15 protein-coding genes are annotated in these 16,168 nt (G+C 42.8%); 9 read left to right on the top strand and 6 right to left on the bottom strand.

All coding sequences use genetic code 11. The features are described from left to right. From CHA01nite_RS05445 to CHA01nite_RS05405, 9 genes are all read left to right on the top strand, one after another. Positions 1-156: a DUF2256 domain-containing protein gene (locus CHA01nite_RS05445; RefSeq protein ID WP_146940287.1), complete on the top strand. Its 156-nt coding sequence runs from the start codon at positions 1-3 to the stop codon at positions 154-156. Then, complete coding sequence (locus tag CHA01nite_RS05440; RefSeq protein ID WP_146940285.1) at positions 108-1,406, top strand: DASH family cryptochrome; 1,299 nt, start codon at positions 108-110, stop codon at positions 1,404-1,406. Before CHA01nite_RS05445 ends, CHA01nite_RS05440 begins: the two co-directional genes overlap by 49 nt. Continuing rightward, the gene (locus CHA01nite_RS05435) at positions 1,391-2,872 is read left to right on the top strand and encodes a cryptochrome/photolyase family protein (RefSeq protein WP_146940283.1); all 1,482 of its coding nucleotides are present in this window, start codon (positions 1,391-1,393) and stop codon (positions 2,870-2,872) included. The genes CHA01nite_RS05440 and CHA01nite_RS05435 overlap by 16 nt, the downstream gene beginning before the upstream one ends. A gap of 394 nt (positions 2,873-3,266) precedes the next feature. Beyond that, the gene (locus tag CHA01nite_RS05430; protein WP_146940281.1) at positions 3,267-3,548 is read left to right on the top strand and encodes a TIGR03643 family protein; all 282 of its coding nucleotides are present in this window, start codon (positions 3,267-3,269) and stop codon (positions 3,546-3,548) included. Between the two features lie 469 nt (positions 3,549-4,017). Then, complete coding sequence (locus tag CHA01nite_RS05425; RefSeq protein ID WP_146940279.1) at positions 4,018-4,716, top strand: SDR family NAD(P)-dependent oxidoreductase; 699 nt, start codon at positions 4,018-4,020, stop codon at positions 4,714-4,716. A gap of 39 nt (positions 4,717-4,755) precedes the next feature. Further along, positions 4,756-5,397, top strand: coding sequence for a MarR family winged helix-turn-helix transcriptional regulator (locus tag CHA01nite_RS05420; RefSeq protein WP_146940277.1), 642 nt, complete (start codon positions 4,756-4,758; stop codon positions 5,395-5,397). A gap of 213 nt (positions 5,398-5,610) precedes the next feature. Continuing rightward, positions 5,611-6,303: a YoaK family protein gene (locus CHA01nite_RS05415; protein WP_307725976.1), complete on the top strand. Its 693-nt coding sequence runs from the start codon at positions 5,611-5,613 to the stop codon at positions 6,301-6,303. Positions 6,304-6,361: 58 nt separating this feature from the next. Continuing rightward, complete coding sequence (locus CHA01nite_RS05410; protein ID WP_146940273.1) at positions 6,362-6,748, top strand: nuclear transport factor 2 family protein; 387 nt, start codon at positions 6,362-6,364, stop codon at positions 6,746-6,748. A gap of 769 nt (positions 6,749-7,517) precedes the next feature. After that, positions 7,518-8,015 (top strand): GNAT family N-acetyltransferase, encoded by a 498-nt coding sequence (locus CHA01nite_RS05405; protein WP_146940271.1) that lies wholly within the window; start codon positions 7,518-7,520, stop codon positions 8,013-8,015. A gap of 322 nt (positions 8,016-8,337) precedes the next feature. Here CHA01nite_RS05405 and CHA01nite_RS05400 read toward each other — a convergent pair whose 3' ends face one another. From CHA01nite_RS05400 to CHA01nite_RS05375, 6 genes are all read right to left on the bottom strand, one after another. Continuing rightward, positions 8,338-9,018, bottom strand: a complete 681-nt coding sequence (locus tag CHA01nite_RS05400; protein WP_146940269.1) for a type 1 glutamine amidotransferase domain-containing protein — start codon at positions 9,016-9,018, stop codon at positions 8,338-8,340. A 440-nt stretch (positions 9,019-9,458) separates the two neighbouring features. Beyond that, positions 9,459-10,094: a response regulator transcription factor gene (locus tag CHA01nite_RS05395; RefSeq protein WP_146940267.1), complete on the bottom strand. Its 636-nt coding sequence runs from the start codon at positions 10,092-10,094 to the stop codon at positions 9,459-9,461. Further along, complete coding sequence (locus tag CHA01nite_RS20805) at positions 10,087-13,101, bottom strand: sensor histidine kinase (RefSeq protein ID WP_146940265.1); 3,015 nt, start codon at positions 13,099-13,101, stop codon at positions 10,087-10,089. The genes CHA01nite_RS05395 and CHA01nite_RS20805 overlap by 8 nt, the downstream gene beginning before the upstream one ends. 605 nt (positions 13,102-13,706) lie before the next feature. Further along, the gene (locus tag CHA01nite_RS05385; protein ID WP_228458346.1) at positions 13,707-14,894 is read right to left on the bottom strand and encodes a PAS domain-containing sensor histidine kinase; all 1,188 of its coding nucleotides are present in this window, start codon (positions 14,892-14,894) and stop codon (positions 13,707-13,709) included. Continuing rightward, the gene (locus CHA01nite_RS05380) at positions 14,840-15,820 is read right to left on the bottom strand and encodes a PAS domain S-box protein (RefSeq protein ID WP_146940263.1); all 981 of its coding nucleotides are present in this window, start codon (positions 15,818-15,820) and stop codon (positions 14,840-14,842) included. Before CHA01nite_RS05380 ends, CHA01nite_RS05385 begins: the two co-directional genes overlap by 55 nt. Next, positions 15,751-16,062, bottom strand: a complete 312-nt coding sequence (locus CHA01nite_RS05375) for a PAS domain-containing protein (protein WP_146940261.1) — start codon at positions 16,060-16,062, stop codon at positions 15,751-15,753. The genes CHA01nite_RS05380 and CHA01nite_RS05375 overlap by 70 nt, the downstream gene beginning before the upstream one ends. Between the last annotated feature and the right edge of the window lie 106 nt (positions 16,063-16,168).

Raw genomic sequence — 16,168 nt, 5'->3', positions numbered from 1 at the left:
ATGCCGTCCAGATTACCCTCCAAAATCTGCGAAGTCTGCGGATTGCCGTTCAACTGGCGAAAAAAATGGAAGAAAAACTGGGACGAAGTAAAATATTGCAGCGAAAGATGCCGGAAAAACAAAAAATCAACATCCTCTGGTTCACCAAAGACCTGAGGACCCGAGATTCGGAACCGTTATACAACATTATGCAGGAAAGATTGCCTTTCCTTGCAGTGTATGTTTTTGACGGCCGTGATTTCGGAAGTAAGCAGTTTGGCAGCAGGAAAACCGGGAAATACCGCGCAAGATTCCTGCTGGAAACGATAGAAGATCTGAAAGAAAGTTTAAACAAGAGAAATATTCCTTTCCTGATAAGACAGGGGACTACCGGAACCGTTTTTAAAGAATTGTCCGGTGAATTCGACATCGTAAAAATTTTCTGCCAGCAGGAATGGACCAAAGAAGAAAGGGATAAAGAAAATGAAATCAGAAATGTTCTGCCGATGGCAGGCTGGGAAAAATCCTATTCCCAGTTTCTGGTGCATCCGCTGTTTGTTTCCAGGACGATGGATAAAATACCGATGCTGTTTACAGCCTTCAGGCAGAAGGTTGAGAAGAATCTGCTGATCCGGCCTGAATTTGCCTCAGGAAACATAAGTTATGACAAAGCCATGATCAAAGTTCAGAGTGATGAGGTTACCCTCGGATCGCTGGGATATGAAGATTTTGAAACGGATAACAGAACGGCCTTTCCTTTCGGTGGCGGAGAAACGCAGGCCCTGAACAGGCTGAAGTCCTATTTTTCAGAGACCCGGAATGTCAGCAGCTATAAGGAAACCCGGAACGGTTTAACCGGAATTGATTACAGTTCCAAATTTTCGGCCTGGCTGTCCGACGGAAGCCTTTCCGCGGTTACCGTTTATCACGAGATTAAAAAGTACGAACAGGAATCCGGCAGCAACGAATCGACGTACTGGCTGGTTTTTGAACTGCTGTGGCGGGATTTTTTCAGGTATGTTTCTATGGAGTACCAGGACCTGATTTTCCGGAAAAACGGAATCGGAAAAAAAGAATATGTGTGGGAACATGATGATGAACTGATCCGTAAGTGGAAGCAAGGAACCACGGATTCGGATTTCATCAATGCCAATATGATTGAATTAAACAAGACCGGCTGGATGAGCAACCGCGGAAGGCAGAATGTAGCTTCCTATTTCTGCAAGGTACTGAAGCAGGACTGGCGGACCGGGGCGGCTTATTTTGAAGAGCTGCTGATCGATTATGATGTCCACAGCAATTACGGCAACTGGATGTACCTGGCCGGTGTTGGCAATGATAACCGCGACCGGATCTTCAATCCTGAAAAGCAGGCCGAAATGTACGATCCCAACCAGGAATTTATACAACTATGGCTGCAAAACTGAAACATACCGCCCAGCTCATTTTCCCGCACCAGCTGTTTGAAGACACGGAGTATTTAGATAAAAACCAGCCGGTTTTCCTGCTGGAAGAATTCCTGTTTTTCAGGCAGTATGCTTTCCACAAACAGAAAATTGCCTTCCACCGTGCTACGATGAAATTTTATGAGGATTTTCTGGAAAAAGCAGGTTTTAAAGTGGAATATATTGAAAGCTCTTCTGAAATTTCAGACCTCAGGAAACTGATCCCAAAGCTTGAGGAGGAAGGCTTTAAAGCCATAAAAACAACCGATGTCTGCGACCATTGGCTGGAAAAAAGGTTGCGGAAAACAAAACTTGCACTTGAGATCCTGGACAGCCCGTTGTTTATCAACACCAGAGAAGACCTTAAAGAATATTTCGGGGATAAAAAATCCTATCATCAGACCGATTTTTATAAACAGCAGCGGATCACCCGGAACATCCTGATGAAAACCGGAAAGCCGCTGGGCGGAAAGTGGACGTTTGATACGGAAAACCGGAAGAAATATCCCAAGAACCGGAAAGCACCGTCGATTCATTTCCCTGAGAACAATGTTTATTTCAAAGAGGCTAAAGAATATACGGAAAAACATTTTGCCGATAACTATGGCAGCCTGACCGAAGAACAGCTGTATCCCACCACTTTCGGGGAAGCGGAAAAATGGCTGGTCCAGTTTTTTGAAAACCGGTTTGCCGAATTCGGGGTGTATGAAGACAGTATTGTGGAAAAAGAGCATTTCCTGCATCACAGCATCCTTTCCCCATTGCTGAATGTGGGCCTTCTGACTGCAGAAAATGTATTGGAGAAGGCAATTGCCTTTGCGAAAGAAGACGATATTCCGGTCAACTCGCTGGAAGGTTTTATCCGGCAGATTGTCGGCTGGCGGGAATTCGTGCGTGGTGTTTATGTATACCAGGGAACCTATCAGCGGAATAAAAATTACTGGAACCATCAGAATAAACTTCCGGAAACCTTCTATACGGCTGAAACAGGTATTCACCCGATAGACCGTTCATTGAAAAAAATCCTGAAGACCGGCTATGCCCATCATATTGAAAGGCTCATGGTTTTTGCCAATTTCATGAACCTTTGCCGGTTCAATCCGGATGAAGTCTATCAGTGGTTTATGGAAATGTTCATCGATTCCTATGACTGGGTGATGGTTCCGAATGTCTACGGCATGAGCAGCTTCTCCGACGGCGGGAAGATGAGCACGAAGCCGTACATCAGCGGAAGCAACTACCTGAAAAAAATGAGCGATTACCCCAGCGGCGAATGGACGGAAAAATGGGACGCACTGTTCTGGAATTTTATTCACGAACATAAGGATTTCTTCCTGAAGAATCCAAGGCTCTCAATGATGGTACGCACCCTGGAAAAAATGCCGGAAGAAAAAAGAAAACAGCACCTGAAAACCGCTGAAAAGGTGATTAAGGGTTTGAGCGATTAAGGCTGGGGTTGAGTGATAGATTAAGTCTGGTGATGCTTCTGTAAGTGAAAAAAGCTGATGCTGAGCCTGTCGAAGTAGCTTTGTGATAGTCGTAAAGAATTTATTTGTAAGCATGGTGTTCAAAAGAAGCTCATCAATAAATAAGGCATTCCTTCGTCAGGCCCAGGTATGAAAATGCGCTGTGAGCTTTATAAATGAAATGCCTTTGTGAAACCTGAAAGCAGTTAGTAGTAAAAAAAGCTTCGTGGACTCTGTGTTCAAGAGAACCTGAGCTATAAACATTGCTTTCCTTCGTCAGGCTCAGGAGAAACTTGATTCAGCCAGACAATTAAGTAATCAATATAATAATTAATAAAAACTTCATGAACTCCAGGTTCAATTAAAAATAAAAACAATGAATAAAAATTTCACCATACAGGAAACCGACCGCATCATCGAAATGGCATGGGAAGACCGGACCCCTTTTGAAGCCATCCGGTTCCAGTTCGGGATCAGTGAAGCGGAAGTCATCGAACTCATGCGTTCCGAGCTTAAGGAATCGAGTTTTAAGCTTTGGAGAAAAAGAGTGAATTCGGGAGTCAGCCAGAAGCACCTGAAAAAACGGAGTGAGGAAATCCAGCGGTTCAAAAGCAGCCGCCAGCGGATCATCAGCCATAATAAGATTTCGAAGAGATAGAGGTAAAACTTAAGACTGAGACAAAGAAATGGGTTAAAATCAGTTAAATATAAGTTTTAGGGTACTATGATCAGAAGCTGAGTTTAGTGCTGATTAGAGATCTTTTTCTGGCTTACAGTCAAAATAAATTAGGTAGGAAACAAAGCTTTCCTTCGTAAGGCCCAGGTATGAAAATGCGCTGTGGGCTTTTAGAAATGAAATGCCTTTTGAAACCTGAAAGCAGTTAGTAGTAAAAAAAGCTTCGTGGGCTCTGTATTCAAAAGAACCTAAGCAATAACATGGTTTTCCTTCGTCAGATCCAGGAGAAGTTTGGTTCAGCATGACATTAAGATAAACGGATGTATGAAAAATGCGCTGTGGGCTTTTATAAATGAAATGCCTTTGTGAAACCTGAAAGCGGCTGGTAGTTAAAAAAGCTTCGCGGACTCTGTGTTCAAAAAACATTCAAAAGATAACATAAAAAATAAATATGAAAAACATCGTCATCATCGGCTGCGGAAGAGGAATCGGCCTGGCCGCGGCAAAAATCCTTTCGGAAGAACACCACATCATCGGAATTTCAAAAACCGGCAATCCGGAACTGAACCATCCGAATATCGAATTTCATGTAATGGATATCCTTTCAGGGAATCCCGACGAAATTGCTTTTCCGGAGGTAGTGGACGGATTGGTGTATGCACCGGGCAGCATCAACCTGAAACCTTTTAACCGGCTTTCGGTGGAGAATTTTAAAAACGACTTTGAAATCAATGTATTGGGAGCGGTAAAAATAATCCAGAAACTATTGCCTAACCTTAAAAAGTCTGAAAGTGCTTCCGTGGTCTTGTTCAGTTCCGTGGCGGCAAAGCTGGGAATGCCTTTCCATGCTTCGGTTTCTGCCAGTAAGAATGCGGTGGAAGGACTGACAAAAAGCCTGGCTGCCGAATTTTCCGCACAGAAAATCAGGGTGAATGCCATTGCGCCCTCTCTAACGGATACCCAGCTGGCAGCACAGCTGCTATCGACCCCTGAAAAACGCGAGGCTTCCGCCAAAAGACATCCGCTGCAGAGAACCGGGAATCCTGAAGAAATTGCGGCCATGGCAGCCTTCCTGATTTCGGATCACGCTTCATGGATTACCGGACAGGTTTTCGGAATAGACGGGGGAATGGGCAGTGTGAAATTATAGCTTGGGTTTTCTTATTTTATTTTAGATTAAATTTGCATTATGAATACTGACTTTTTCATAGATCTGCTTCATCAGGTAAAAGATTTTGAAAATTCCGGAGCCTGTAAACCTCATTCTTCTGCCGAGGATTTCCGGTTGTGGCTGAATGACAGGAAGTACAGGGAAGAAAGCCCCACCAAGCTTTTTAAAAAAGAACAGCATGAAGTTTCTTTTACGGAAAATGAGATCTGCAAGCAGGTTCTCCTGCTGGGAAGATACTCGAAACAGGCCATCCGTAGAGGGCTCAAAGACTTTCCTGAGCTCGCCAATGAAGAATTTACCTACCTGTACCGTCTCAAAGATGAACCGAACCTCACCAAAATGCAGCTGATCGAGCGGAACGGCCATGAAAAGCAGACCGGAACCCAGATTATCAGGCGCCTGCTGGAATCCGGGATGGTAGCGGAAAAAAATGATGAAAAGGATAAAAGAAGCAAAAGGCTGAACCTTACTTCAAAAGGGGAGCAGGTATTTCACGAATCCGTAAATAAGGTGAATATCACCTCAAAATTTTTATCCGGTCAGTTGGATGAGAATGAAAAAACGACATTGCTGGATCTTCTGAAAAAACTGAATGATTTTCACGGGCATTTTTACCGCGAGGACAAAACTTCCGATCTTGAAACACTGATTCAATATTGAAATTAAAGACGGTTTCCGTTAAATTCTAAACAAACCATTTCAAAATTGTATTGTACCCTGATCTATCGGCGGCTAAATTAAAAAGCATTCTTTCAGGAAGCTGGACATTGGAAGTATTCTGTAAAATACTCCTGTACATTTTGTATTTTTGCATAAAGCAATCTGATGTTCAGGCATACGGGAAAAGGAAGAACTTACCGGCATAATTTAAAATTGGCGTCATTACTGTCAGGTGTTGCCGGTATGGTTAACAGCATCGGTGTATTTTCCGTGCATACGCTGACGACGAATGTAACCGGCCATTTCGCTTATTTTTCGGAACAGTTTTTTCTGGAAAACTACACGTCCGCTTTTACGTTCCTGCTTTATATTTTTGCTTTTTTGTCAGGTGCTTTCGTATCCGGCCTGGCAATGGAACTGGCTTCCGTAAGGTATTCCCATACTTCTTACAGGATTCCGGTGTCCGTTGAAATAGCGGTTCTTTTACTGGTCGCACTTTCATCATTCAGCAGTATCCGGTTTTATCCCGCTTATCCGAAATTGATTTCCATCCTGCTGCTTTTTGCCATGGGGCTTCAGAATGCATTGGTAACAAGGGTTTCGCGGTCTGTGGTAAGAACGACACACCTCACCGGGCTATTTACCGATCTGGGAATCGAACTTTCCCAGCTGTTTACCCAGAGCAAACCGCAGAAAGCCCTGCTTTCCAGAAGTATATTTTTAAAGCTGATGATCATCAGCGGCTTTTTTTCCGGGGGTATCACTGGCGGCTGGCTGTATCAGTATTTTTTTCTGCCAACGGTTTTTATTCCGGTGTTTATCCTGCTGTTTGCCCTATGGTATGATCACATGCTGTTCCGGTATTATCATCTTAAACGGAAATACAGAACAAATAACCCTTCATAACTGATCTTTTTTTCATCCGGATTTCCGTATTTTTATCTGCAATTTTAAATGGATCTTAATGGAAATAAATGCGCATTACCTGGCTGCGATAGAAAACTATATCGGTGCATACAACCGTTTCGATGTTAGCGGGATGTGCCGCCAGCTCAGTGACGGGATTATCTTTGAAAACATCTCCGGCGGAAATGTGGAAATGAACATTACAGGAATTGAAAATTTTAAAAAGCAGGCCGAAGCAGCAGTGGCTTATTTCTCGGAACGGCACCAAAAAATCGAAAAAATGAGTTGTCACGGCAATACCGTAACTGCAGAAATTGACTATACCGGAAAACTTGCCGCTGATTTTCCCAATGGAATGAAGAAAGGGGAAATGCTGAAATTAAGAGGTGTCTCCGAGTTTACTTTTGAAAAGGGCGAAATTATTTCAATCCGGGATATAAGTTAACGTGACTTCGGATGAAAAGGCTGGAAGAGGGATGCCGGATGCCGGAAGTTTATCTTGTCAAAAACAGGGTTGCAGATCCTATTGATCATATACATTTTGTCGTTTTGTCAGATGAAGTTCTTATTTAATCCTGAATAAGATAATCTCAATTTTATTTTTGAATTAATTAAATATCTGAATATAGTATTGATATGAACGGTTTCATGTTATTTAAAATATTGAATATGAATTGAATATGGATGATTTTATGTTGTCTTAAAGTCCCGGAGGGACGGCTTAATACAGTATAGGATAAAATCCTATCAGAAGAGTGAACCATTCCTTCCTTCCGCCAGAAGAAATTCTGTTTAAAATCCCGAATGAATCCACCTTAATTCCTGAATTAAGTAAAATCCTGAATATGATTTTATAAGATCGAATTCACGTTAAGTTAACGTGAACCCAAAGTAGGAAGAATAGTGACAAGCTGGAAGAGGGAAGCTGGATGATGGAAGTTCATTCTGTCATAAATGCGATAAAGGCGTTGATGATTATACGAATCGTCTCTTATTTGTCAAACTGAATTTATTTAATCAGATTTGAAGTGTTGAAAGAGGGAAGCGGAGCGGGAAAATTTTCCGGTTGTATCAGGACGTTCTAAAGGTCAAATGGTATTTTTTGTAAGGTTAAATCAAACTCTTTAAGAAATCCGGACTCAAATCGGATGTTTTTACGGAATTTTTTGTCTGCTGAAAAGGATTGCAGTAATTTTGAATCAATTAGAGCTATTATGGAGAAGATCGTTATCAGAAAAGTTGAAAAGTCAGACAATGAAGCACTTGCACTACTGATCAGGAATACCTTTACAGAATTTAACGCCCCGAAAGAAGGAACGGTCTATTCCGATCCTGCCGTTTTCGATTTATATACGTTATTCAGGAAAGAAAAATCCGTGCTTTGGGTAGGAGAAGCTGATGGCGTTATCTCCGGATGCTGCGGAATTTATCCCACGGAAGGATTACCGGAAGGATGTGCGGAGCTGGCCAAATTTTATCTCCGTCCGGAGGCCAGAGGCATAGGACTCGGAAAAAGCCTGATGATGAAAAGCATTGCCAGTGCAAAAGAAATGGGATATGAGAAGGTATACCTGGAAAGCCTGCCGGAGTTCTCGAAAGCTGTAAAAATGTATGAAAAATCAGGGTTCCGGTTGCTGGAACAGCCGTTGTGCAATTCCGGACATGATTCCTGTACCATCTGGATGATCCGCAGTCTGGAGGATATCAACTAAAATCCGGTTGCTGCTGATTAATGACTTGACTGCTTGAATTCAGCCTATATTTTCACTATTGAAATTAAGATTTTTAGCTTAGGAAATCAGTGGGCCGGTTGCTCAGCGGTTTCATGAATCATCGCAATAAAATGAGTAAACCGGTTTGTTTTAATTCAGAAAATTAAGAGAAATAACGGAGCGTTTCTGGATCAAAATCTAAAAGGCTTTTGAATCTGAGCAGAAAACCAATCAAATATATCAGCACAAAAAAAATCCATCATTCCGGATGAAGACACCTTTATCCGGAATGATGGAAACTGCTGAACTTTTTCAGCTTATTTTATTTCTTTAAAGCGGCCATCAGTTTCTTGGCAGCTTCTTCGGATGAGGCTGGATTCTGGCCGGTGATCAGGAGACCGTCCTGTACAACATGGATTTCCCAGTCATCGGTTTTGGAATATTCTCCTCCGGCATTTTTCAATTCATCCTCTACCAGAAAGGGCACCACTTCGGTAAGCTGTACCGCTTCTTCCTCGGTATTTGAAAAACCGGTTACTTTTTTCCCTTTAACAAACGGTTCGCCGTTTTCCAGTTGTATATTTTTGAAAACGCCCGGCGCATGGCATACGGCAGCAATAGGTTTTTTGCTGTTGTAGAAGTCTAGGATCAGTTTCCGGGAATCCTGGTCGTTGGCCAGATCCCATAGAGGTCCATGTCCTCCCGGATAAAATACGGCATCGAAATCTTCCGCTTTTTGATCGCTTAATTTCTGCGTACCGGCAATGATCTGCTGTACTTCTTTATCCTGATAATACCTTTCCGTGGCAGGCGTCTGTGCATCAGGATCTTCACTTTTAGGGTCAATCGGTGCCTGCCCGCCTTTCGGGGTAGCTACTACGATATCGAATCCTGCATCCTTCAGCGAATAATAGGGGGCTGCAAATTCTTCTACCCAAAATCCTGTTTTTTTTCCTGTGTTTCCGAGTTCGTCATGTGACGTTACGACAAATAATACTTTCATTTTATGTATTGTTTTGATGGATTTACGTAATAGGAATGCCGCTGTCTGATCCGGCATCCGGCAAAGCGGATTGAGTATGAAACTTCCTTATTTTTCCGGTTTTGCCTGAGGTAGAGATACAACTTTACTGCCAATCCGGATCAAAGGATGACCCGGAGCTGATTATTTTTCTCCCGTCCGCTGTAAACTGAAGATATGGATCAGATCAAATAATGAAACAGAGAGGAAGGGAGCCGGATATTCTTACGTTCAACATAAAGATCAAAAGCCTTAACCGCCGGTACTACTACGTTTTCCTTATCTCTAAATGCCTATCGAGCAATCACAGAATCTGATATACAATACAATTAATGCAATTCAATATTTTCAGCATGCTCAGCATAGTACATTTCTGTTTATGAGATAATCGCTGGTCTAATTGGTTATTCTAAATCTTAGATTTATCTGTTTTCCCCGGAAAAGTTCTCATAGATTTTTATCAGGTCTGCAATATTGCTGGTCCCGAGCTTTTTATAAATCCTCTTTTTATACGTGCTGATGGTGGGCATCTGGATATTAAGGATGTTGGAAATTTCCAGATTGCCTTCGCCTCTGGCCATGAGATGAAGAATCTGGTGCTCACGATCCGATAATTTTTCCAGAGGATTCACCTGGTGAAGCATGTTTGACGTTTTAAGGAGGTATTGCGTAATTTTCAGCGGATAATAATGGCCTTCCTCAAGAATTTTTTTTACCGCTTCCGCAATTTCCTCGACTTTGCTGAGTTTGTTCAGGTAACCGTCTGCTCCTTCCTGAATGTACTGCAGCGCTACAGACTCATCGTGCACAGAGAATATCAGGATTCTGGTACTGGCGCAGATCGATTTGATTTCCGAAATCATCCTTTTGTTTCTGCTTTCCGGCATATTGATGTCCAATATAATCAGATCGAAGGGTTGCAGGGCCATTTTTTCCAATACTTCAAGATAGTTTTCTGCCGTGTCTATCGTAATATTTCTGATCTTTGATTCCAGGATGAGGCTGGTACCGGTTAAAACAATGTCATGATCATCAGCAATAAGAATTCTTTTATGCATCGGTTATACTTTTTATTATGATTCTGAAAACAGTGCCGGAAGGCGTATTGCTTTCCAGTTCGATTTTTCCGTCCAGGATGTGGATCAGCTGCAGGACGAGGTGCAGGCCCATGCCGTATTTCTGGAGCAGCAGTTTCTTGTCATCCATATTCCGGTGAAGCGAAGTATAATACTCCATTTGCGAAGGACTCATGCCAATGCCGTTGTCTTTAATCACGATAACAGCAGAATCCTCCTCAGTCCCGGATTCAATGCGGATATGGCCCTGCCTGGTAAATTTTACGGCATTATCCAGCAGATTATGAATGATGACGGATAATGTATTTTTATTGATGTCCAGGTAAATACCCGGGTTGACGCCGTTCTCAATTACGGTATTGCGGTCAACGGCAATCGGGTCAAAAAGTTCTTTTTTTTCCTCGATCAGATCGTACAGCCTGTACCTTTCTTTCTGGCTGCTCCTGTGATGGTTATAGATGTCTGCATATTCTTTCAGGGCAAGAGTGAAATTGTACAGCTGTCCGGAAGACTTTGAAATGGAAGTAAGAATCCGGCGCAGCTTTTCTTCATCATGCTCACCGTTGTCTAAAATATCCTGAGCGGCAAATGCAATAAATTTAATGGGTGTCGTAATGTCATGGGTAATGGTGCCGATCAGTTTTTTCTGCTGTTCAATCTCATTATTCAGCTGGCTTTTGGTCTTTTCAAGATTTTCTATGGCAGCAGAAAGTTTTTGGGTACGTGCTTCAATGATCTCTTCCAGCATCAGGTTTTTGTTCTTTAAAATTCGGGTCCGGATTTTAATGATGAAAACAATCAGCATGGACAGGAGCAGAAGCCCGGCCAATTTAAACCATACTGTCTGATAAAAATAGGGAGTAACCCGGATCCGGATTTTTTTATAGATGCAGTTCCCGTTGTCTGAGGTAAGGATTTTAAGGGTGTACCCATAATCGCCGTAAGAAGGGTTGAAAAGGGAAATCTTCATACCCGGTTCGATGTTTTCCCACCTATTTCCCGTGCCGCGGTTCAGCTTGATTACCACATTGTTCCGGTTGGCAAAATAAGGGACGTCGATGAAAATATCGATCTTCTGTACTTCCTGATCAACGGTGAAACCTTCTGAAAACCTGATTTCTTTTCCATCGACCAGGGCTCTTTCCAGATAAAAATCCTCAGGGTATCTGCTTTTTGTTTTCAGCGGATTGAAGAAGACCAGTCCGTCCAGTGAAGGCAGGACGAAATCACCGTTTTTCAACCGGTTTCCGCAGATGTTGCTGCCGCCGTTGAATTCATTGGTATTAAATCCGGCATCCTTTGTATACCGGTAGTAGCTGACTTCGTTTTTTTTACCGTCAGCGGCTTCCAGAAGTTTCTGCTCATGCACTTTATAGAGGCCGTTGTTCGTCGGGATCCATAAAAAATGTTTTTCATCTTCCATAATGGTGTGCGCCGACAGTAAGTTTTTGTCTGCATCCAGCGGCATTTTGATGAGTTCATTGTTTTTCAGCAGATAAAATCCTTTTCCCAGTGTCGTAATCCACAGGCGGCCATTGTTGCTCCTGACAATGTTCCGGATATAAATATCTTTGTAGGGACCAATATTCTCCTTCCGGTAGGAATCTAAGGAGATTTTAACCATTCCCCTGATGGTTCCGACCCACAGGAAACCATTGGCCATAAAAAGCTTGGTCGGTTCGGCCGATAAAGGAATACGCTTTTCTATCCTGCTGAATGAGCGGTCTTTATAAATCACCAGATGCCCTCCGGTATACTGCCTTGATGTAGGACGGGTAATTGCATAATACCGCTGCTGGTCATGGATAAAATCTACGAAAATATCCGGGATTTCCGTAATGAGGCGGCGGGTTGAAAAAGAAGAAGACTTCAGATAGGCGTATATTTTTCCCGAGTCCTGTACGATGATGTTCTTATCCGGATCGTAGCTTACGAAATACTGACTGTCCGTTTCAAATACTTTGTCTGCGAGCATGCCGTTCCGGCTGTAGATCTGGCCTTTCGGAGTGATTACACTTGCATGATCATAGGGCAGGGTAGAATAGAATACGGTAGTGTTGCTGTCCTGTTCTTTTGTTGAAAAAAACTGATGGAAACTCAGCACCTTCATTCCTTCGATACTGCTTCCGAGGTACAGTTTGTCATACGTTTTATCATAAAAAGCGCATGTTAGATGCTGAACGTTGAGCGTGCCCAGTTCGGCAAGCCTGTCTATCCTGAAATGTTCTTTTTCATGAGAGAGGGTATAGATTTTTTGGTCCTTAACGATAAATACGGCATTGTTGATCTGGCTCCATAAGACCAGACTGTTTTTATCCGTTAAAAGCGGAATATCATAAGACGCCGTTATTTTTCCTTTGGTGATCCTGCATACTTTTCCTGTAGCATAATTAATATTGTAGAGCTTTTCATCTAGTGTGAAAACGGTATTTCTATTTTTGAATACCGTTTTAAGCCTGAGCGAGGTTTCCTTCAGAGAGACCGGCTGTTGGTATGTAACGGAAGAATCGGTTATAAAATAACGTCCTTCTTTAAGCATCAGATAAAAAGAACCTCCCTGATTAGGATGGTAATTATAGCTTACGGGAAACCGTTTATGATGAGGGCCATATTCATAGCGTATGCCGGAATGCCGGGAATCTTTAAAGACTTTTGCCGTCCTTTTATTAAGCAGGATGGTGTGATAGCCGGCACCGGTAAGTATGCTGTCGTTTTTGATATTGCCGTAAAAAAAGGTAAAACGCTGGTTGTTGATCGGAAAATCCTTGAAAACCAGAAATGCAGAGCCGTCATAGCGTACAACACCGTTTTCGGTAGTCAGCCATATAAAGCCATATTTGTCTTTGGTGATGTCTTTTACACTGTTTTGCGGAAGCCCGTTATCCGTATTGTAATGCGTAAGGCTGTACTGCTGGCCATAAAGAGGCAGGCAGAGGAGAATGAAGAGAAAAAACAACAGCCTGTTGGACAAAATCAAATTTTGTTGCAATAATACATTAATTTATTACTTGACCGGTTACGCGCCTGCATTTTTAGTGAAGTTAATAAAAACTTACTGTACAGCCGGGAAATTTATCCAATCAAAAAACAGGATTAAAAACGTAAAAGTTACAGAAAGGCTGAACTTTAAGGGTCATATTCTGCTTCCTGTAACTTTTTAAAACTAACCTGATGAAATGGTGGGCCAATATCCATCCGGTTATATAATCTACATTGTGTTTTCCAATACTTATTGCCTGATTTTAAGGTCATCTTAAATATCGATCCGTTTATAAGAGAACAAACATTTAAGAAGCATGCCGGATTTTAAGGGTCATGATTTACAAAATTCATCAGATCATTAATATCGGTTATGATGAAATTATAATTCCGGCTACCAGGTTTTTTAAAAGTCATGCAATAAAAAGTATTTTGTACGGCATGTTCTTTACTCTAAGTACAATGCAAAAATATAGATTTTAACAATACTTTAAAAACCAAATATGTAGAAATGAAATGTCAGATTTGTAGAAATATTTCTACAAAATATTGTTTGTTAATATAGATAGTTTTTTATTACAACTGCTGAAGGTTGAAATATTTTAGGCAGGAGGGTTAATCCATATTCAGCGGAAGTGAAAACACAAAGTCGGATCCAGAGCAGGGATTACTTTCTACGGAAATAAAGTCGTGGTGGTGGGTGATGATTTCCGAACACAGATAAAATCCGATCCCAAAACCTGAAATCGACTGCATTTCTTCATTTTCCACCCTGTAATACCGGTCAAAAATATGGGCAATATCTTCAGTTTTAATTCCTTTCCCCTGGTCTTTAACACTTACATACGCAAACCGGTCATCCGAAGTACAGCTTATCCAGATGGTACTGCCGGCAGGAGAATATTTAACGGCATTGCTGATGAGGTTATGGATTACCTGTGCAATTTTATCCCGGTCGGCATTTACCTGTACGGAACGGATCGGTTCAAAAACAGTAATATGGCTGTCTACCGTAGCTTTTGTTTCCTCTTCGGCGGCTTTCAGCAGATCTGAAAGATCAAACCACTGTCTGTTGATGTGTATTTTTCCGGATTCAAGCCTTGAAATATCCAGAAAGCCATTGATCATTGTGTTCATTTTGTTAATCTGGAGGTCGGCTTTGTCCAGTATCCTGACCATATACCCGTCTTCAATTTTTGCAGACCTGGCCTGCATGAGCTGAATGTATGTTTTTATGGAAGTAAGCGGGGTTTTCAGTTCGTGGCTTACGATACCGATAAAATCGTTCTTCCGGATCTCATCTAATTTTTTTTCGGTAATTTCATGAAGCACACCTGCAAAATATTCTTTCCCTTCTTTCTGCTGTATTTCACCGATGGCGCGTACCCAACGCGGCTTTTCATCATGATAGCCGATGATCAGGTGCTCCATATCAAAGCGGGCTTTTTCTGAAAATGCTTTTTCTGCATTCGCAGCCATCAGGTTCCGGAAATCAGGATGTACCTGCTTCATGGCATCTTCAAAAGACATTTCTTCATCCGGATGGAATCCGAAAAATTCTTTGAGTTTCGGCGAACAGGTAAAGATGCGGTCTTCCACACCGATCTGGAACGTCCCTAAACCGGCTGCATCCACTGCCATTCTCAGGCTCTCCTCTGCACGCCTGATTTCGGCACCCGCAAGATACTGATCCGTGATATCCATCACAACGCCGGTAAAAGCGGAAAACGTACCCGAAGAATCTGCTTTCAGGTTTCCGATGGCACGCAGCCAGCGAAGGCGCTGATCATAATACCCGACCACAGGATAGGTAACATCATGATCGCCGTTGTTGTAAATGGCATTTTCAAGTTTGCCGTAACATAGGGCCGGTATTCATCGGTAATCTGTGCCAGGGCCTGTTCAAGAGACAAAGGTTCATCTTCACGGTAACCGAAAAGTTCCCTGGAACGGGCATCGGGAATAAATTCCCGGGTGATGGAATGAATGAACCAGGTGCCGAAATTGGCCGCCTCCACTGCCAGCCGGAAAGCAATCTGCCCTTCCTCGATTTTTTCATTGGCCCTGATCAATTCATCGTTCACCTTGGCTACTTCCTCAAGCGTTGCGGCAAGCTCACGGTTGGTACCGGCAAGTTTTCTGTTGAGCTCCTTCAGGTTTTCTTCCCATTTTTTACGTTCGGTTACATCCCGGGTTGCGCCGGCAATGGCTTCTACCTCACCGTTTTCATTCAGGACCGGAGTGAAAATATAATCGTAAACACGGGTGCCCTGAGTAGCGTGGGGAAAAGAGACCTCTCCACGTATGGGAAGTCTGGTTCTGATGATTTCGTCGATCTTCCGCTCGTGCATTTCGGCATGCCAGGGCTCGTAGCCGATTTCCAGCAGTCCTTTCCCGATTGACTCTTCCCATGTTCTGCCCCACATATTCAGCAGGGCCTTGTTGGCATACGTAAAACGGTAACCGAGATCAAAAACATACAGCAGGTCCGGTGTTGAAGAGGCAATGGTTTCATACAGCCTTTTTTGCTGATCAGACCGTACCCTGATTTTGGAAAGGGCTTCCTCCGCTTCTTCTCGCTGGGTGATGTCCTTGGCCGTCCCCAGCCATTCAGTGATGTTTCCTTCCCCATCCAGAATAGGGATGGCTTTGGAGAGGTTCAGCCTGTTCTTCCGTCTGCCCTGACGAAGCGGTGCTCCAGCTGGAATATTTTTTTTTCGCGGATGCATTTTTCAATGGTTGCATTGACCATATCAAGATCATCAGGATACACATTATCCGTTTTCCAACTGGTCGTCGGTACCGCTGCATCTTTCAGGAAACGCCTGCCGTCGAGTTCACGCATCTCGCTCCAGTCCGGGCTCAGGGAATACACCACATCCGAAGTTGCTTCGATCAGGGCTTTCAGGCGGGCTTCCGTTTCGGCAACCCTTTGCTTTTCAGAGGCCTGTTTATTGGAGAAATTTGTCATATCTGCTGTTGCAAACCGTTGTCGTTTAATTAAAAACAGACTTGTTTACTGCGAATAAAGTTAGGGCTTTTTATCTAAAAACTACACCGGTTGTGTTTCCGATTGC

Origin of the sequence: Chryseobacterium hagamense, from assembly GCF_007991455.1 — a bacterium.
Taxonomy (GTDB): domain Bacteria; phylum Bacteroidota; class Bacteroidia; order Flavobacteriales; family Weeksellaceae; genus Chryseobacterium; species Chryseobacterium hagamense.
This window is presented reverse-complemented; position numbering and strand designations above follow the sequence as displayed.